The 18,767-nt window shown below is 59.5% G+C and carries 17 protein-coding genes and 2 pseudogenes; 6 read left to right on the top strand and 13 right to left on the bottom strand.

Annotated elements, in window-relative coordinates; all coding sequences use genetic code 11:
- Window positions 1–44: 44 nt before the first annotated feature.
- Window positions 45–1,073, bottom strand: coding sequence for an SRPBCC family protein (locus NVV72_13690; protein MCR6660328.1), 1,029 nt, complete (start codon window positions 1,071–1,073; stop codon window positions 45–47).
- Between the two features lie 186 nt (window positions 1,074–1,259).
- Here NVV72_13690 and nadA point away from each other — a divergent pair, with 186 nt between their 5' ends.
- The 5 genes and pseudogenes from nadA (at window position 1,260) to NVV72_13665 (ending at window position 5,437) form a co-directional block, all read left to right on the top strand.
- Window positions 1,260–2,348 (top strand): quinolinate synthase NadA, encoded by a 1,089-nt coding sequence (gene nadA, locus NVV72_13685; protein MCR6660327.1) that lies wholly within the window; start codon window positions 1,260–1,262, stop codon window positions 2,346–2,348.
- 106 nt (window positions 2,349–2,454) lie between these two features.
- Window positions 2,455–4,065, top strand: a pseudogene (locus NVV72_13680) (L-aspartate oxidase).
- Window positions 4,035–4,883 carry a carboxylating nicotinate-nucleotide diphosphorylase gene (gene nadC, locus NVV72_13675; GenBank protein ID MCR6660326.1) on the top strand — a complete coding sequence of 283 codons (849 nt, stop codon included), beginning with the start codon at window positions 4,035–4,037 and terminating at the stop codon, window positions 4,881–4,883. Before NVV72_13680 ends, nadC begins: the two are co-directional and overlap by 31 nt.
- Window positions 4,884–4,931: 48 nt before the next feature.
- Complete coding sequence (locus NVV72_13670; GenBank protein ID MCR6660325.1) at window positions 4,932–5,186, top strand: type II toxin-antitoxin system prevent-host-death family antitoxin; 255 nt, start codon at window positions 4,932–4,934, stop codon at window positions 5,184–5,186.
- Window positions 5,183–5,437, top strand: a complete 255-nt coding sequence (locus NVV72_13665) for a Txe/YoeB family addiction module toxin (GenBank protein MCR6660324.1) — start codon at window positions 5,183–5,185, stop codon at window positions 5,435–5,437. The genes NVV72_13670 and NVV72_13665 overlap by 4 nt, the downstream gene beginning before the upstream one ends.
- Here the strand turns inward: NVV72_13665 and NVV72_13660 are convergent.
- From NVV72_13660 to NVV72_13625, 8 genes and pseudogenes are all read right to left on the bottom strand, one after another.
- The gene (locus tag NVV72_13660) at window positions 5,431–6,066 is read right to left on the bottom strand and encodes a Pr6Pr family membrane protein (GenBank protein MCR6660323.1); all 636 of its coding nucleotides are present in this window, start codon (window positions 6,064–6,066) and stop codon (window positions 5,431–5,433) included. The genes NVV72_13665 and NVV72_13660 overlap by 7 nt on opposite strands.
- A 56-nt stretch (window positions 6,067–6,122) precedes the next feature.
- Window positions 6,123–7,247, bottom strand: a complete 1,125-nt coding sequence (locus NVV72_13655; protein MCR6660322.1) for an acyltransferase — start codon at window positions 7,245–7,247, stop codon at window positions 6,123–6,125.
- Between the two features lie 30 nt (window positions 7,248–7,277).
- Window positions 7,278–8,261 (bottom strand): efflux RND transporter periplasmic adaptor subunit, encoded by a 984-nt coding sequence (locus tag NVV72_13650; GenBank protein ID MCR6660321.1) that lies wholly within the window; start codon window positions 8,259–8,261, stop codon window positions 7,278–7,280.
- Window positions 8,262–8,283: 22 nt separating this feature from the next.
- Window positions 8,284–8,997 carry an ABC transporter ATP-binding protein gene (locus tag NVV72_13645; protein ID MCR6660320.1) on the bottom strand — a complete coding sequence of 238 codons (714 nt, stop codon included), beginning with the start codon at window positions 8,995–8,997 and terminating at the stop codon, window positions 8,284–8,286.
- Window positions 8,994–10,130 (bottom strand): ABC transporter permease, encoded by a 1,137-nt coding sequence (locus tag NVV72_13640; protein MCR6660319.1) that lies wholly within the window; start codon window positions 10,128–10,130, stop codon window positions 8,994–8,996. Before NVV72_13640 ends, NVV72_13645 begins: the two co-directional genes overlap by 4 nt.
- A 153-nt stretch (window positions 10,131–10,283) precedes the next feature.
- A pseudogene (gene pgsA / locus NVV72_13635) lies at window positions 10,284–10,905 on the bottom strand (CDP-diacylglycerol--glycerol-3-phosphate 3-phosphatidyltransferase).
- A gap of 96 nt (window positions 10,906–11,001) precedes the next feature.
- Window positions 11,002–12,255, bottom strand: a complete 1,254-nt coding sequence (locus NVV72_13630) for a D-galactonate dehydratase family protein (protein ID MCR6660318.1) — start codon at window positions 12,253–12,255, stop codon at window positions 11,002–11,004.
- Window positions 12,256–12,362: 107 nt separating this feature from the next.
- The gene (locus NVV72_13625) at window positions 12,363–13,118 is read right to left on the bottom strand and encodes a FadR family transcriptional regulator (GenBank protein ID MCR6660317.1); all 756 of its coding nucleotides are present in this window, start codon (window positions 13,116–13,118) and stop codon (window positions 12,363–12,365) included.
- Window positions 13,119–13,264: 146 nt separating this feature from the next.
- On the opposite strand from NVV72_13625, the gene NVV72_13620 reads away from it, so the two are divergent.
- Window positions 13,265–13,618: a DUF488 domain-containing protein gene (locus NVV72_13620; protein MCR6660316.1), complete on the top strand. Its 354-nt coding sequence runs from the start codon at window positions 13,265–13,267 to the stop codon at window positions 13,616–13,618.
- Here NVV72_13620 and NVV72_13615 read toward each other — a convergent pair.
- The 4 genes from NVV72_13615 to NVV72_13600 form a co-directional block, all read right to left on the bottom strand.
- Entirely contained in the window at window positions 13,615–14,790 is a 1,176-nt protein-coding gene (locus tag NVV72_13615; GenBank protein MCR6660315.1) for a 2-oxo acid dehydrogenase subunit E2, read from the bottom strand. The genes NVV72_13620 and NVV72_13615 overlap by 4 nt on opposite strands.
- A gap of 1 nt (window position 14,791) precedes the next feature.
- Window positions 14,792–15,805, bottom strand: coding sequence for an alpha-ketoacid dehydrogenase subunit beta (locus NVV72_13610; GenBank protein ID MCR6660314.1), 1,014 nt, complete (start codon window positions 15,803–15,805; stop codon window positions 14,792–14,794).
- A gap of 1 nt (window position 15,806) precedes the next feature.
- Window positions 15,807–17,036: a 3-methyl-2-oxobutanoate dehydrogenase (2-methylpropanoyl-transferring) subunit alpha gene (locus tag NVV72_13605; protein ID MCR6660313.1), complete on the bottom strand. Its 1,230-nt coding sequence runs from the start codon at window positions 17,034–17,036 to the stop codon at window positions 15,807–15,809.
- 98 nt (window positions 17,037–17,134) lie between these two features.
- Complete coding sequence (locus tag NVV72_13600) at window positions 17,135–18,724, bottom strand: ATP-binding cassette domain-containing protein (GenBank protein ID MCR6660312.1); 1,590 nt, start codon at window positions 18,722–18,724, stop codon at window positions 17,135–17,137.
- Window positions 18,725–18,767 lie beyond the last annotated feature (43 nt).

Raw genomic sequence — 18,767 nt, 5'->3', positions numbered from 1 at the left:
CATAAAGATACAATGAGGGAAAGGGGTATAGTCGAATATTTCCCCTATTTTCCCTTATCGGCCTGATAATCCCGTTCCGCGAGCGTTTTCATGTAGCCCATCACGCGGAAATGGATATGGCGCGTAACATCCTCTGCCCACCAGGCAAAATAGGGCGCAGGACGGACGTGCAGCCTGTAATAACTGGTGGCGACAATTGTCGTGGAATGATCGGCGTTTTCGCGCAGAACCATTTCGCCGCGATCAACCGAGATATGACCGATGATTTCCGGATGATCCGGTTGTTTGGTGATATCGAAAACCAGCTTTTTATTGGGCTCCAGCACAGCGATCCTTTCCTCGAAAACCTGACTGCCGCTGAACTTGCAATCACGCCGGGCGTCCACCTCCTGTACATGCGCCACCGAATGGGTCGGTGCCGGCAAGCCCATTTGCCACAGCCAGTATTTCGGAGGATTGGGGTTGTCAGGATAGTCGACAATATAACGCCAGACATATTCGGGTGGCGCATTAACCGTGACCTCATCGGTGACGACCGCCGGATAGTTGGGCGCCGGTCCAGTGGTTTCACCAATGACGGCAACAACGACCAACGGTATCAGACTCATCGATACCTTCCGGCTGCGTCGAACGCGCGCCAACCTCCGGCCAATGACATAGCCAATGGCCAAAATGGCTGCCAGCAAAGGCGACGCCATCAGTATGCAGATACCGCCCTCTCTGAGGAAAACAAATGCCACAAATATATCGACAGCGGTTATTGCCGCTATGACGACAATACCGGAACCGACGGCTTGTTTTTCACGTCCGCGCACCACCCCACCGAAAAGGCCCTGAATAAGTGGCATGACGAGTAGCAGGCTGACATTATAGACATAAATCAAACTTGAACCTTCAGTCGGCAGCCCTGCCCACAGATGAGACAAGCCGCGCGATTTCAAGATCAGAACGATCAGATACGGTACAAAAACAATCAGCCAGCCACTTAAGGTTCCCCACAAAATGCCTTTAAGTATGTGGTCCCCAATCGGTCGCTCCGGCGGCCCGAGTTCATCCTGACTACGTTCGGCCATGTTACCCCCTCACCCAAAAACGTCATTTAGCTTAATGACGAATTGTTATCGATGGACGCGGTGAATGTCAACCTGTCATAAAACGTGATAGTGCGTTACAGCAAATCCAGTTGCAATGCGCGGTCATCGGATTATTTTATACATACCTTATGCTGAAAATGAGCATAAGTATTCTGGAGAGAAACAATGGCCGATACGGCTGCCCCGCTCGAATTCACACCGGCCATCGAAGCCGAGACCACGGATATCTATGCCCGCCTGAAGGGTAAGGTGTCGCCGCTGGAGTGGCAGTTGCAGGCCCCGTTGATCCACGCGATCAATGCGCTCAAGAAAGACATGAACGCCGTCATCCTGGCGCACAACTACATGACACCAGATATTTTCCATGGTGTCGGCGACTATGTGGGCGACAGCCTGGGCCTCGCCCGTGAAGCCGCGAAATCCTCGGCTGATATCATCGTCCAGGGTGGCGTGCATTTCATGGCCGAGACCTCCAAGATTCTGGCGCCACAAAAGACGGTACTGATCCCTGATCTGCGCGCCGGCTGTTCGCTGGCCTCGTCGATCACCGGCGAGCAGGTGCGTCTGATCAAGCAGCGCTATCCCGGTCTGCCGGTCGTCACCTACGTCAATACCACGGCCGATGTGAAGGCCGAGACCGACATCTGCTGCACCTCGGCCAATGCCGTTCAGGTGGTCGAGCATATCGCCGCCGAATGGGGCGTTGATACAGTTATCATGCTGCCGGACCAGTTCCTGGCGAAGAACGTGGCGTGCCAGACAAACATCAGGATCATCGCCTGGGCCGGCGCCTGCGAGGTTCATGAGCGCTTCGATGCGCAGGATATCGCCGATGTCCGCGCCGCCCACCCCGGCGCCGTCGTTCTGGCGCACCCGGAATGCCCGCCTGAGGTCATCGCTGCCTCCGATTTCACCGGCTCGACCACCGCCATGGCCGATTATGTCACGCACAACAGGCCGAAGCAGGTAGTGCTGATCACCGAGTGCTCCATGGCCGACAATGTCACGTCCGAAGCGCCGGGTGTCGAGTTCCTGCGCCCCTGCAACCTGTGCCCGCACATGAAGCGCATCACACTGCAGGGCATATATGACAGCCTGCGCTTCCATCAATATGAGGTGACGGTCGATCCGGAACTGATCCCGCGCGCCGCACTGGCCGTGCAGCGCATGATTGACATGCCGCCGCTGAAAACACCCGCCCGCTATGACATGGTCAAGGCAAAGCATCATGTCGATGTCGAGATGATCAGCTAGTCCCTTCTCCCCGTTTACGGGGAGAAGGTGGCCGAAGGCCGGATGAGGGGCAATTTCCGGCTAATCCATTCTACACGCTCGCCCCTCACCCCAACCCTCTCCCCACATGTGGGGAGAGGGGGTTAGGAAGGAGGCCGCTTTGGCCGAAGTCTATATCCATAGCGGTCCTTTGGTGATCGGTGCCGGTTTAGCGGGCCTGAGCGTCGCGCTCAATACCGCCCCTCATAAGACCCCTGGTGCTCGCCCCTGTCGCCTTGGGTGTGGCCTGTTCCTCGGCCTGGGCGCAGGGCGGTATCGCCGCCGCGCTTTCCCCCGAAGACTCCCCTAAGGCCCACGCGACCGACACCATCAATGCCGGCGCCGGCATCGTCGATGAACTGGCCGCCAAAACCCTGACCGAGACCGGGCCGCAAACCGTGCAACGCCTGAAAGCGATGGGCGCTCCCTTCGATCATAAGCCGGACGGTTCCTTCGTACTCAACCGTGAAGCCGCCCACGGCACGGCCCGCGTGGCCGGGGTCGGCGGCGATCTCGCGGGCAAGGCCATACTCGAAGCCGTCGTCCATCAGGCGCTCAATGCCCCGCATATCGACATCTGGGAACGCGCCCATGCGCTGGGTCTGATCAAGTCGGCCGATGGCACGGTGATCGGCGCCCTGGTGCAACACGCCGACAAGCTGGTTGAGATTTTCGCTCCGGTCGTGATCCTGGCCAGCGGGGGTTCCGGCGGCCTATTCGCCGTCACCACCAATCCGGCCAATCTGCGCGGCGAAGGCATGGCCATGGCGGCACTGGCCGGCGCCGAAATCGCCGATCCGGAGTTCGTCCAGTTCCACCCGACCGCCCTGAAGTTCGGCCTCGATCCCGCCCCCTGGCCACAGAAGCCCTGCGTGGTGAAGGCGCCACCCTGATCGACAAGAACGGCCATCGCTTCGTTTTCGATGACCATCCGGATGGCGAACTGGCGCCGCGCGATATCGTCGCCCGCGCCGTCCACAAGGCCGACCAGAATGGCGGCGCCTTCCTCGATGCCCGCACAGCGATCGGCGAACACTTCCCGGCCGAATTCCCGACCGTCTTTGCCTCGTGCATGAGCCAGGGCGTCGATCCGCGCACGCAACCCATGCCGGTGGCCCCCGCCGCGCACTATCATATGGGCGGTGTCAAAACCGATATTTTCGGCCAAACCACGCTTCCCGGCCTTTATGCCGTTGGTGAATGCGCCTGCACCGGCGTGCATGGCGCCAATCGCCTGGCCTCCAACAGTCTGCTGGAAGCCGCCGCCTTTGGCGAGCGCGTTGGCAAGGCGGCCACCGAAAACCTGCCCCTCGGCTTTACGCCCGATACCCTCAGCGCAATTCGCCCCACCCTACCCCCCAGCCTGAGTGAGGCCGATCTGAAAGCCCTGCGTGACGGTATGGCCCGCGATGCCGGCGTGGTGCGTAATGAGACCGGCCTGACGCGGCTGCTCGATCTGATCACGCGCCTGGATGCTCGCTATCCCGGCGCCCTGGCTTTGGTCAGTGCTCGTCTGATCGCAACTTGCGCCTTGCATCGGCGCGAGAGTCGCGGTTCACATTACCGTAGCGACTATCCGCAAACCGAAGCAGTCGGCGCACGGACCTTCACAAACTGGCCAGAAATCCAAAATGCAGGCCAGAACAAAATATATGGGGAGCTGAGTACATGTACCTTACCGGATTGCCTGACCTCCTGATCGAACCGATCATCCGCGACGCCTTGAAGGAAGACTTAGGCTTGGCGGGCGATGTCACGGCCTCTGCGGTCATCCCCCCCAAGGCGCGTTTCAAGGCCGAATTCCGCGCGCGCGGCGCCGGCATTTCCGCCGGCATCGATTGCGCCCGCCTGGCCATGAGCCTGATGGACCCGCAAATCCGCTTCGAGACCCAGCTCCCCGATGGAAGTGCGGTAAAAAAAGGCGACGTCATTGCCCGCATCGAAGGCAATGCCCGCGCCATTCTGGCTGGCGAGCGCGTGGCGCTCAATCTTCTGTGCCACCTCTCCGGTGTCGCCTCGCTGACGGCGAAATACGTCGCCGCCATAGATGGCCTGAACAGCCGTATCGTCTGCACCCGCAAGACTACGCCTGGCCTGCGCGCCCTGCAAAAGCACGCGGTCAAGTGCGGTGGCGGCTACAGCCATCGTTACGGTCTCGATGACGCGATCCTGATCAAGGACAACCACATCGCCATCTGCGGCGGGGTCGGCCCAGCCATGGAGCGCGCCAAGTCTGCCGTCGGCCACACCATGAAGATCGAGATCGAGGTCGACAGCATTGCCCAGCTCAAGCAGGCCCTGCCCTATGGCCCGGACGTGCTGTTGCTGGATAACTTCTCGCTCGACATGTATGCCGAGGCGGTGAAGCTGGCGAAAGGGAAAGCCATTCTGGAAGCCTCCGGCGGCGTCAATATGGAAACGGTTCGCCAGATCGCCGAGACCGGCGTGGACGTCATTTCGGTCGGCGCCCTCACCCATTCTGTGCCAAATTTCGATATCGGCTTGGATGCGGTTTGACAATCCGGCGCCACTGTTGTACAAAAATACGTACAAGTGAGACTCGTCATGAAACACGTTACCTATTCTGCTTTCCGGCAAAACCTGGCCAGCCTGCTCGATCAGGTCAATGATGATCATGCCCCTTTGCTGGTCACCCGTCAAAACGGTGCGCCGGCCGTGGTCATATCACTGGAAGACTTTTCTTCATGGCAGGAAACCTTGTATCTGCGCGCCAGTCCGAAGAATGCCGAACGGCTCAATCAGTCCATAGCTGAACTACGCGCTGGACGCGGCCTTAACCGCGACCTTATCGAGAAATGAAGATTACCTTTTCCAGCCAGGCATGGGATGAATATTTATACTGGCAAGGTCATGATAAAGCGACGCTGAAACGTATCAATGCCCTGATCAAGGATATCATGCGTCATCCTTTCGATGGTATAGGCCAACCGGAACCCTTGAAACACGACTGGTCAGGCTACTGGTCTCGGCGCATCGATCAAGAACACAGGCTGGTCTACGAAATCTCAGACGATGCCCTCCTTATCGCCCAGTGCCGCTATCACTACTGATACCGACGCTTCAGCCAGCCTGCGATCTTGTCGGTAAATACCACGACCGGTCCGGTAACAAGAAACAGCACGACAATGCCGGTAATGCCGCTGATGAGTTCCTGCCGCGTCAGGGCTGGATCTAGGAAGGGATACGGCACTTCGTGTACGAAGACCCAGCGAACATAAACAAAGACCAGATAGACCGCCGGCGGCACCAGCCACCACAGCAGGGTCTTGAAGCGCGCCTTGCCATTGCTGCTGAACAGCCACCAGGCCGCCATCAGAGCAGATGTGACGTAATGCAGGATTACGTCACAGGCCAGAAACAGCCCCTGCGGCGACCACAGCGGCGCCAGGATGAAATGATAGACGATACCCACCACCAGCATAAGCGTGGTGATCGCGCCGCTCGTGCTGCGCCGGTGAAAATAGGCCATCATGGTTGCCGGCAGCAACTGCGCCGCGTGACTGACCACAGCGGCGATATTGGACAGGATCGTAAAAAACGAAAAATAGAACAGGACTGACAATCCGAAATTGCGTCCCGCCGCCATCGAGGCCGGGATGGTCAAGGCGAATTGCATTATCAGCCCGATCAGGCCAATCAGCAGTCCCCCGCCTGCGATAATCCGCGCCAGTTTCTTCATGCCCCCTCCGAGCGGCTTACCTCCGACCGACATGAGTTTAGCGATATTTTCTACGTTTAGATACCGCCCTTGACGAAGGAAAGCCTTGATACCCACTGGCTGAGTGGCTTGTCGACCAGGGCATCGAAAAGGAAGGCCACGGTAACGGCCGCCAAAACGCCCGCGCCCCACAGTCCCCATTGCATTGGCGCGTTCAGCGCGAAATGCGCGATCAGTTTCGGACTGATGCCGAACCACACGGCCCCGACTAGGGAATGGGTGAGGAAAAGGGCGAAAGAGGCACGGCCCATCCGGTGGGTAACGATATTTTCGTGGAAGGTGACGCCGCCCGAAACCGCCAGCACACTCCCTAACAGGACAAGAATAAGACTGTCGATCGCGGAATTGCGCGGCAGGAAGCACAGGCCGCTGATTGCCACGAATGCACCGAAAAGACTGATCCAGAATACCGTTTTCGATACCCTGAAGCCCGCCGTCATACGCTCGATCAGATTGCCCAGCAGGAACAGCGGAATGGCACGCAGAAGCGCCCAGTTAAAGGGTAAATCGACAAAGGCGTGGCGGGCCAGACCAAGCGCCAGCCCATGCGCGGCCAGGAGAACAACGACCGACAGGCCGATCATTACCGCCAGGCCGCGTTTGTAGACATAGGGAATATAGAGGCTGAACAAGGCATAGCACACCAGCAGGACCGACAGTGTCCAGGTCGGGGTGTTCCACGATTCCGCGTGCATCACGCCCCAGCCGTGCACCAGGAAGGCCTGGGCAAAGAAATCCGCGGCGCCATACTTTTCAGCATGGTTAGGCGCGAAACCAGCCGCCGAGGAAGCGATAACAAAGGCACCGAACGCCAGCAGTACCAGAATATGCGACGGCCACAGGCGGGCAAACCGGCGCAGGAAGAAGTGCGTGCGGCGCATGTGCGAGGTCACCAGCCGCTGGCCATAGGCGCGTGACAGGATATAGCCTGAGAGGAACAGGAAGAAATCCGTCGCCAGCCACCCCTGTTTGAAGATCGGAAACAGGCTGGCGAGATCAACCGGCGCCGTGCTGCCGTAGTGGAACAGCAGAATAAAACTGGCCGCCAGAAAACGCAGCACATCCAGGCTGGCGCCGCCGGCCCTGGGCTGGACATCGGGCGCATGATGGCTGCGCGGCATGGCAAAAGAGAAGGGTTTCACACCTTCTCTTTACCACCTAACCGTTAAAATTTAGGTTTTCGCCGGCGTGGCGGGCTTCGGCGCTTCGCGCTTGATACCGGCCTTTTCGCCCGGCTTCATGAACTTGACCAGAACGCGCTGGCCGATCAGGAAGGGCGTATTATCGGCCGAGACCACGACCTCAACCACGCGCTCATCGCTGGCCTCATTGCCACCGTCGGACTTCAGTTTGCGGGCGCCAAAAGTGGCGGCGATACGCATGACCTTGCCGGTATAGATTTTCGACGGATCGGCTTCCGGAATGATTTCAGCTTCCTGCCCCACCTTGACATCGGGGATCGAACTTTCGACGATTTCCGAGCGGATGATGTGCGGAATGGCCGGCTCAAGGTCGAACATGGTCGAAACGTTCAGGGTCGAGGCGCCGGCGCCAGGATTGGCATAGCGGCGGATGATCTTGCCATCCATGGGGGCGCGGATAATGGTCAGATCCTGCTGGTATTCCGCCTGGGCCAGTTGAGAACGCGCCACTGCCACGGCGGCCTGCTGGGCCTCCAGTGTGGCGCGGGCGCTGTCGATGGCATCACGCGCCTGATCCAGCTTCTGCTGGGCAACGAAATTGGTCGGCGCCAGCTTTTCCAGGCGGTCATATTCGCGCTGGGCCGTGCGGATCTGGACCTGTGTCAGGGCGAGGGCCGACTGGGCCTGATTGACCGAAGCGCGGGCATTATTTACCGCCAACAGCGTATCTTCGTCTTCCTGGCGGGCGAGAATCTGTCCCTTGGTGACCATATCACCCTCCTGGACATAGACCTGCTCGACGATGCCGGCGCGGCGGGCAGCGACTTCGACTACGCCGCCGTCGACATCAACCTTGCCAGCCGCGATGGCCGCGTAGGGCGACGGCGGCGCCTTGACCGCAGCCGCCTGGCTGCCGCCGGGTGCGCCCGGCTTCTGGCAGGCGGTAAGCGAAAAACCCGTCAGGGTCAGAAGACCAAAAGCAATTGCCGTTGAGGCAGTGAATTTACGAGACATTGTATTTCTCTGTTTCAAAAATTTAAGCGATGACGGGCGGTTCGGAGATCATGGTGTCGCTCAGAATCTTGCCGTCTTCCATGTGAATGACGCGGTCAGCATAGGCTTCAAGACGCGGATCATGGGTCACGACGACCACGGCCGCGCCCCGCTCCTTGGCCGCCTGATGCAGCAGTTTGATAACCACCTGGCCGCTGACCGAGTCGAGTGCCGATGTCGGTTCATCCGCGAAGATCAATTGCGGCATCTTGGACAATGCACGCGCGATGGCGACCCGCTGCTTTTCCCCGCCCGACATCTCGGACGGCTTCTGCTTCAGGCGGTGATCCAGTCCGACCGAACCCAGCACCTCGACAGCACGGCGATGCGCTTCGGGCTTTTTCACCTTCTGGTACTTCAGCACCTGCTCGACCTGCTGGGTGGCGTTCAGTGACGGGAACAGGTTGAAGCCCTGGAAGATGAACCCACAATGATCGAGGCGGAACCTGTCGATCTTGCCGCGCTTCTTCTTCCACAGGTTTTCGCCCAGCGCGATGACCTCGCCCTCGTCGGGCTTCATCAGACCGGATAGCGCAGCAATCAGCGTTGATTTGCCGGAGCCCGAAGGCCCCATCACCATGGTGACCTGGCCGTGATAGGCAGTGAAATCGACACCCTTGAGAACCTGTTGTTTCAGCTTGCCGATCTTGTAGCCCTTGGACAGGCCGATGGCGTTCAGTGCGAGTTTACCGGTCATCTTAGCAGGTCCGCGGGTTGGCTCTTTTTCAGGATGCCGAGCGAGAACAGGCCCGACAGGATGGCAATGATCATCAGCATGATGGCGACCGGGATATCGAGGAAGAGCGGGAAATCCATCGGCACGCCGCCCACCTTGGCCAGCATGGCAACGCCGCTGATGAGCACCACCGTCAGGATAAGTCCCGCCACGCCAACCCAGAAGCTCAGTTCAATAATGATAAGCCGCAGTTCCCCCATCGATACGCCCAGGGCGCGCAGGCTTGCGAACTCCTTGATATTGGCCAGGATGGCGCCCTGGAGGGTCTGCCAGGTGATGACGATGCCGATAAATACCCCGACCAGCGCCATGAATCCGACCATGATGGCGATGCCGCCTTCCTTCATCATCCCCATTTGCGAACTTTTGGATAGCTCCTCGCGTGTCCAGGCCTTGAACTGGCCGGCCGCCATGACATTCAGTTCGGCCGCCACCTGTTTGGCCCGTGTCGGGTCTTTCAGCTTGACCAACAGCGGCCCGACGCGCGGACCATCATCGGCGACATAGATCAGCTTCGCCGTCTGATAAGAGGTGAAGACCTGCGTATTGAACATGTTGGGATAACCATCGACCACGCCGGCCACGGTAACGGTGCGGCCGTTCATCTTGGCCTTGTCACCCACCTGTACGCCCAGCTTGCCAAGGCTGGTGCGATCGAGAATGACGGCGAACGGTTCTTTCAGGGCTTCAATGGTTGCATCGGAAAAATCGTTAGGCAGGGTCACCGCGCCCTTGACCGGATCGACGACGACGACGCGCACACCGTCCCCCTTGGCCGGCTGGCCATCCTTGGGGAAGTTCGACCACATGGCCCAGTTCATGATCATAGGCTGGACCTCGGCCACACCCGGATGCTGATATACCATCGGAATCATGCGGCGCGGCTGGCCGGAATCGCCAAACAATCCTTCCGCCTGCGGCGGCAGGATCAGTATCTGGGCGGGCGACTTGTCCACCGTAGCGGTGAAAGACAGGGCCATGCCCATGAACATACCGGTCATGGCCAGCACGAGCAGCCCGGCAACGGCCAGGGCGATCACGGCCGCCAGATACCGTCGCCATTCATAAATCAGAGTTGATAGAGCTAGGGACATATTACCACTTTTAGGTGCGCAATGCACGATGATGGCAACATCTATAAGTTTTCGATAAAGGTCTAATTAAATCGGCGTAACATAGGTTGCCGTTGCAATCTGTTGTGTTAAAGCCGCGCCTTGAAATTGTCCGCATTCGAACAGTGGCAAGGTTTACAGGTCTTTCCAGGCGGCAATGAAGTAGGCAATACCCGTCCATAGCGAAATGATCGCCGCGATCCACACAAGCGCATACCCGGTCATCAAAACAGCCGTCGAGCCATCAGGCTGCAAACCGAAGGCCGACCAGGCATCGGCGAACAGCAAGACGCCCAGCGCGATAAGCTGGATGGTCGTCTTGACCTTGCCGAGGAAACTGACCGGCACTTTGACACCCTTTGGCTGCCGCGGTTTCCCGCAGAGCACTGACGGCGAATTCGCGGAACAGAATGAACGCCGCCGGCAGGGCGAACCACGGATCACCCGAATGGATGGCGAAAACGCCCAGGATCGTGCCGCACACCAGGATCTTGTCGGCGATCGGGTCGAGAATGGCGCCCAACTGGCTTTCGGCGTGCAGCTTGCGGGCTAGAATGCCATCAAATAGATCAGTCAGGGCGGCGATGATAAAGACGTAGACGCTCCAGCGCTGCATCCCGAACAGCATGTCCGATTGGGCGTTCAGGAACGGAATCCCGCCCGCCATGCCGGCCAGCAGCACGAAGATAACGACACCGAATACCAGGCGCACACCGGTCAGGAGATTGGGGATCGGATTGACGTTTTCGCCGGTCATGCTGTCTTGCCTTAAGGAAATGCGTATTTTCAAAGCATACTAGACAAGAAAAACCGCGCGCCAAAGCCTTTTATCGGCCGTGGCGCGCTTTGTGTCCTACCAGTTCCACATCGTCCCATCCTGCAGACGCGCGACGGGCAGTTGCATGGGCTGGTAGGGGTATTTCGCCGCAAGGGCTTCATCAATATCGACGCCGTGGCCCGGCGTGTCGCCGACCTTGAGATAGCCGTCCTCGAAGCGGTAATCATGCGGGAAGACCGCGTCCGTTTCCGGCGTATGGCGCATATATTCCTGAATACCGAAATTGGGCACCCAGGTATCGAAATGCAGGGCCGCGCCCATGCACACCGGTGACAGGTCGGTGGCGCCGTGCGAGCCCGTGCGCACCTGGTACATCGAGGCCAGGTCGGCGATGCGGCGCAGGTGCGTGATGCCGCCGGCATGGACCACTGTCGTGCGGATGTAGTCTATAAGCTGGTTCTGGATCAGATCCTTGCAGTCCCAGATGGTATTGAATATCTCACCGACAGCTAATGGTGTCGTGGTATGCTGGCGGATCAGTTTGAAGGCTTCCTGATTTTCGGCCGGCGTCGCATCCTCCATCCAGAACAGGCGGTAGGGTTCCAGCTCCTTGCCGAGACGCCCGGCCTCGATCGGCGTCAGGCGATGGTGGACATCGTGCAGCAGTTCGATACCGAAGCCATGGACATCACGCAGCTTCTCGAACAGCTTCGGCGCAAAATTTAAATAAGAACTGGTGTTCCACAAGGTTTCGGTCGGCAGGGTGCCGTCGGCGGGCTCGTAATACATATCCCCTCGTCCGACGCCGTAAGCGCCCTTGACGCCGGGAATGCCCGATTGTGCCCGGATCGCTTTGTAGCCCAGGCTCATATACCGCCCAACCTCATCGACCGTATGTTCTATATCCGAACCATTGGCGTGACCATAGACCAGCACCCCGTCACGCGAGCGGCCGCCGAGCAATTGGTAAAGCGGCATTCCCGCCAGCTTGGCCTTAATGTCCCACAGGGCGGTATCCACCGCCGCGATCGCAGACATGGTCACCGGACCGCGCCGCCAGTAGGCGCCGCGATAAAGGAACTGCCAGATATCCTCGATGCGCTGGGCGTCCTTCCCAATCAGGTTGGGGATGACGTGATCTTCGAGATAGGAGACGACCGACAATTCGCGGCCGTTCAGAGTGGCATCCCCAATGCCGTAGACGCCCTGGTCGGTCTCTATCTTCAGGGTGACGAAGTTACGCCCAGGCGAGGTGACGATAACGCGCGCCGCCCGGATAATCGCGGAACTGGAATGGACTGGTTCGCTGGTGATTTTATTCAATTGCATGGATATGGACTTGGCTGATCTTGGCTGATTTGGTCTGACAAAGTTATCTGATCAATATACACAGGGCAGGACTGCGAAACAAGCCGCAATTCCTGGAGAACGACAGTTTATCGCCCTAGGCCGGCCTGTCCTCGCAGACGAGCTGTTTCATTACGGACGCGGTTGATCGCATCCGTTTCAGTCACAACCAGCAGGTTCTCGATAACTCGCCCCAGATGATCGCGCATCGCATTGCGCGCGGCGTCGGGATCGCGCGCGGCAATGGCATCGATAATGGCCCGGTGATCGTCAATCAGCGGCTTGACCCCGGCCGAACGCGAGCGTCGCAGCATTTCCATGGCCAATGGCGAGCGCTCGCGCACCTCCCAAAGGGTCTTGACTACTAAATACAGGGCATCGTTCTGCGTGGCGCTGGCGATACCGAGATGGAACTCGCGGTCTGCCGCCTCATCATGTGTCAGGGTCTCGCCGGCATTATTCTCGTCGATCATCCGATTGAGAATCGTCTCAAGTTCGGCGATTTCTTCATCCGTGGCCATGGTGGCGGCGATGGCTGCCGTCTCCCCCTCGACCACGCGCCGGGCCGCCGTCAGTTCGAAGGCGCCGATATCCAGTTCGCTGGTCTCCAGACCATTTGCCGGCGGCGCCGTGATATAGACGCCCGATCCGCGGCGGGCAGCAACCAGGCCCAGGATTTCCATGCCAATCATGGCTTCGCGGATGGTCAGGCGGCTAACCTGGAAACGCTCGACAAGAACCCGTTCCGGTGGCAGGCGGTCGCCTTCGCGGAAGCGTCCCGCAGCAATGTCCGCCTGCAGGGCCGCGATAATATTCTGATAGAGCTTCTGATTATCCGCCGCCATGAACCTTGAGTTCCCGTCGTCCGCCACCTGTAAAAATCGATTCCGTAAATATATCAGACCACTGCATCAGTCCAATCCATTTCAATTTGAAGCGAGGCAGGCATCGGCAAACCGGATATATTGCGACCTCACCAGGAAAGCGCCGCATGTCCCTGAATATCAAACGCGTCTACGAACCGCCGGAACCGGAAGATGGTCAGCGCCTATTGGTGGACCGCATATGGCCGCGTGGCCTGAGCAAGGAAAAAGCCGCGGTCGACGTCTGGCTGAAGGATGTGGCGCCGTCGACGGAACTGCGCAAATGGTTCAACCACGATGTGGCTCGCTGGCAGGCGTTTCGCACCCGCTATGCCGCGGAACTCGACGCCAGTCCCGCAACCGTGAAAGCGCTGCGCGGCCTGGTAAGGCGTGGAAAAAACACGCTTCTCTTCGCGGCGCACGATCCGGCGCATAATAATGCCGCAGCCCTCGCCGACTATCTGATGGGCGAAATGCCTTAATCGATAAACAGCAAGGCCGGCTTTTCGATCAGACGCTTCAGGCGCTGGACGTAAGAGGCCGCGTCGAAGCCGTCGATGATCCGATGATCGAAGGAAGACGACAGGTTCATCAGGGTGCGGATCACCACCTGCCCATCCCGGACCACCGGCCGTTCGACCAGCTTGTTGGGGCCGAGGATCGCCACTTCCGGTGCATTGATCACAGGCGTCGCCGCTATACCGCCAAGCGTGCCCAGACTGGTCAGGGTGATGGTCGAACCGCTGAGGTCTTCGCGGCTGGCCGTGCCGTCACGTGCGGCTTGAGTGACGCGTGCCAGTTCGCGGGCGCAGTCCCACAGGTCAAGGCTTTCCACATGGCGAACCACGGGCACGACCAGGCCATTCGCCGTCTGGGTGGCGATGCCGATATGGACCGCATCATAGGTGCGCAGGAGGCCTGCTTCGTCATCATAGCGCGCGTTCACATTGGGAAATTCCGCCCTCAGTTTCACCACCGCCTGCATGAAGAAGGGTAGCAGGGTCAGTTTGGGCTGATCAGCTTTGCGGCTGTCGTTCAGTTCTTTGCGCAAGCCTTCCAGATTGGTCATGTCGAATTCTTCGACATAGGCAAAATGCGGGATATTGCGTTTGGATGCCTGCATTTTTTCGGCGATCTTGCGACGCAGGCCGACAATGCGGATTTCGGTGACGCCATCTGATTTCGCCGGGGCAATTTCCGGCTCCGCATAGGCATCGAGATCTTCGGGCAGGACGCGCCCTTCCGGTCCCGTACCGGTTACGGACGACAGGGGAATCCCCATCTCATCGGCGCGGTGACGCGTGGCAGGCGCCGCCAGAGGCGCAGGTTTTGAAGCTGCAGGTACCGGTTTTTCGGCAGGTTCCGGCACTGTTTCAGGCTTTGCCGCCCCGACAGATGCCGCTTCGCCATAGCCCGCCACGTCCAGTTCGACCAGCACGGAACCGACCGGCGCGAAATCACCTGTCTCGCCATGAATGGCCAGGACCGTGCCGGTCACCGGCGAGGTGATCTCGACCGACGCCTTGTCGGTCAGCATATCGACCAGAGGGGCGTCCTCCTGAACGACATCGCCGGCTTTGACATACCAGGCGCCGATTTCGGCCTCAGCCACGCCTTCGCCGACATCGGGCAAGCGGAAAAGATAGAGGCCCATATCAGTTCTCCATGGCAAGGTTCAGCGCCCGAATAATGCGGGCAGGTCCGGGGAAATAGTCCCATTCAAAGGCGTGCGGGTAAGGCGTATCCCAGCCGCAGACCCGGCCGATCGGCGCCTTCAAATGATAAAAACAACGCTCCTGTATCAGCGCTGAAAGCTCTGCACCGAAACCGCCGAAGCGCGACGCTTCGTGGACGATAACACAACGCCCGGTCTTCTTCACCGAAGCCACTATGGTGTCGATATCGAGCGGCACGATCGAGCGCAGGTCGATCAGTTCGGCGTCAAGACCACTTTCCTCGATGGCCGAGAGCGCCACATGCACCATGGTGCCGTAGGCGAGCACGGTCACCTCGCTGCCCGGCCGGGTGATCGCCGCCTTGCCGAGCGGCACAGTATAATGGCCTTCCGGCACCTCGGCGTCCTTATGGCCCGCCCAGGTTTTCATCGCCTGATCAGGACGGCCGTCAAACGGTCCGTTATAGATGCGCTTTGGCTCCAGGAAGACGACCGGATCATCGCATTCTATGGCGGCGATCAGCAACCCCTTGGCGTCATAGGGGTTGGACGGGATAACCGTTTTCAAACCGGTGATATGGGCAAAAATAGCTTCCGGCGACTGGCTGTGGGTCTGACCGCCGAAGATGCCGCCGCCATAGGGCGAACGCACGGTCAGCGGTGCCCAGAATTCACCGCCCGAGCGGTAACGCAGGCGCGCCGCCTCGGAAACGAGTTGGTCATAGGCCGGCAGGATATAGTCGGCGAACTGGATCTCCACTACCGGCCTGAGACCATAGGCCCCCATGCCGATGGCGGCGGCGATGATGCCGCCCTCGCTGATCGGGGCGTCGAAGCAGCGGGTTACGCCATGCTTTTCCTGAAGCTTGTCAGTAACTCGGAACACGCCGCCGAAATAGCCGACATCTTCACCAAAGACCAGGGTATCCGGATCGCTGGCGAGGGTGATATCGAGCGCATTATTCAGCGCCTGGATCATGTTCATGCTGGCCATGTTACAGTCCCAGTTCTTTCCGTTGTTCGATCAACCGCCAGTCCGGTTCCTTGAAAACGCCCTCGAACATTTCGCTGACCGGCGGCTTGGATTGACCAAGTGTGCCCACTGCCTCGCCTTCGCGGACGGCGGCATTGATCTCTTCTGTCAGTTCGGCGGTCAGGGCCTCATGACGCGCTTCATCCCATTCGCCGATAGCGATCAGGTGGTTTTTCAGCCGCACGATCGGGTCACCCAGCGGCCAGTGGACCGGCTCATCGACCGGCCGGTACTTCGTCGGGTCGTCGCTGGTCGAATGGCCGCCGGCGCGATAGGTGAAGAATTCGATCAGGGTCGAACCGAGATTGGCGTGAGCGCGTTCGGCCGCCCACTGAGTGGCGGCGCAGACGGCCAGGAAGTCGTTGCCATCGACACGCAGGCCGGGGATGCCGTAGCCTATGGCCTTGGCGGCGAAGGTGGTGTCGCGCGGATTGGCGATGCCCGCGAAGGTCGAGATCGCCCACTGGTTATTGGTGACGCACAATATGGCCGGCGCGCGATAGACGCCGGCGAAGGTCAGGGCCTCGTGGAAATCACCCTCGGCGGTCGTGCCTTCGCCGACATAGCCGAGCGCGATCTTGTCGTCATTCCTGTAGGCCGAGGCCATGGCCCAGCCAACGGCATGGCCGAAACGGCTGCCGAGATTGCCGGACAGCGAATAGAAGCCGTACTCCCGTGCCGAATAAAGCACCGGAAGCTGGCGCCCCTTCAGCGGGTCTTTTTCATTGGAAAACAACTGATTGACCAGATTGATCAGCGGGTAATCACGCGCCATCAGCCAACTCAGAACGCGGTAGGTCGGGAAGCACATGTCCCCCTGCCCAAGCATCAGGGATTGCGCCGCGCCAATAGCCTCCTCGCCGGTCGATTTCATGTAGAAGCTGGTCTTGCCCTGGCGCTGGAGGCGGAACAGCTTGTCATCGAACAGGCGCGTCTGCAGCATGGCGCGCAGCCCCTTGCGCAGCAGATCAGGGGAAATATCAGGCGCCCAGGGGCCGACAGCATGGCCTTCCTCATCGAGCACCCGCACCAGCGAGAACGGCATGTCGCGCATATCGGCTTCGCAACCAAGCGGTTCCGGACGGCGCACCGATCCGGCTTCGGGCACCACCAGGCCATCGAAATTGACGGGTTCCCCCGGCCGCGCCTGCGGCTTGGGAATATAGAGTTGAAGACGCGTTTTATCCGCCATCTGACCGCACTCCCTGTGTCGGCTTTTTTGCCAGCTTGCCACGACCCCTTGAGTAAAATCTTCCTTTCTTTGCTGAAAATCGACCGAAAACGAAATTGTTATCCTGTGAATACCGCCGAATTCAGAAGAACTATCCTGCGGCCAATATTGATCGCTTTGAGGAAGGCTTCGTCATGGCTGACGATCACAAGCGCGCCGTCATAGGCGCGCAGGCCGGCCTCGACCGCCTCAATAGAGTCGATATCGAGATGGTTGGTCGGCTCATCAAGGATCAGCAGATCGGGCGGCAGCGCACCACCCAGTACACAGGCCAAGCCGGCACGCAGCCTCTGCCCGCCGCTGAGGGTAGACACGATCTGCAGGGCCGCGTCCGCCCGAAACATGAACCGCGCCAACGCCGCCCGGCAACTGTTTTCATCGGCCTGCGGATGGAGACGGCGAAAATTGTCACGGATCGACTGGGCCGGGTCAAGGAGGCTCACCGACTGATCGAGCAGCGTCCGACTGTTCGTTACACGCACGGAGCCTGACCACGGCGCAAGCTTGCCCGTAATCAGCTTCAGCAGTGTCGTCTTGCCGGAACCGTTGGGCCCGGTGATGGCCGCGCGTTCCGGTCCGATGACTGTCAGGGAAAGATCACGGATAACGGGCTGATTGTCATAACCCACGGTTACCCCGCCAATCTGCAAAACTGTCCGACTGGCGGACAAACCAGTGGATGGTACGGAAACCGACAGTGGCTGGAGAACTTCGATCCGTTCACGCGCCTCGGCCGCCGCTGACATGGCCTCATGGCGTTGCCGTTCTGCCAGGTGGGCCTGGTCGCCACTTGTATTTTCACTGCGGTTCTTCATAGCGCCCAGCAGGATACGCGGCGCATCGCCCTTGGTGGCCCTCTTCTTTCCTGCGCTATCCTTGCGTGCCTTGCGTTCGGTAGCAACCTGCGCAGCGCGAGCAGCGTCTCCGATACGCTTTTCGGCATCGGCCAGGTCCGCCTGCACAGCCGCCAGTTCCAGCGCCTTGCGATCGCGGTAGTGGCTCCAGTTGCCGCCATAACGCGTAACGCCAAGCGAGGTCACTTCGACAATAGCGTCCATGGTTTCCAGCAGTTCGCGATCATGGCTGACAACGATGGCGCCGCCTCGCCAGCCGGACAGCAGGTCCAGCACAGCGCGCCGCCCTTCCCGATCGAGATTGTTGGTCGGTTCATCGAGCAGCAAAAAGTCTGGCGCGGAAAATACCAGCGCCGCCAGACCGGCGCGCGTTTGCTGGCCGCCGGATAGTGTGGTCAGCCGGGTCTCCGGTATGACATCGAGTCCGACACGGGCCAGCGCAACAGTCATCCGCGCTTCCAGGGTCCAGTCGGCGTTCTCAAAATCCTCGGCCGTGGCCTCCCCGGCTTCGGCACGGTGCAGGATCTCCAGCGCCTCCGTGACGCCGAACAGATCGGCCACGGTTTCCTCCGGGCCGGTCTGAACCGTCTGGCGCAGGACGCCCAGCGAACCGGTGACGGAAATGTGCCCCGCCTGGAGCGGCAAGGCGCCAGATATAAGATTTAGCAGGGTCGTCTTGCCAGTGCCATTGCGGCCCACAAGTCCGGTCCGTTCGGCACCGAAGGTCAGACTGAGATTGGAAAACAACGCGCGGCCGTCTATCGACCACGACAGGTCGGACAGGATTATAGACATGGATATGGATTTCCTCGGAGGTCAACAAAGGCGTTTGTCTCTG

The organism is Asticcacaulis sp. (assembly GCA_024707255.1).
Classification (GTDB): Bacteria; Pseudomonadota; Alphaproteobacteria; order Caulobacterales; family Caulobacteraceae; genus Asticcacaulis.
Note: the sequence above shows the minus strand (reverse complement) of the source record. Positions and strands in the feature narration are given on the sequence as shown.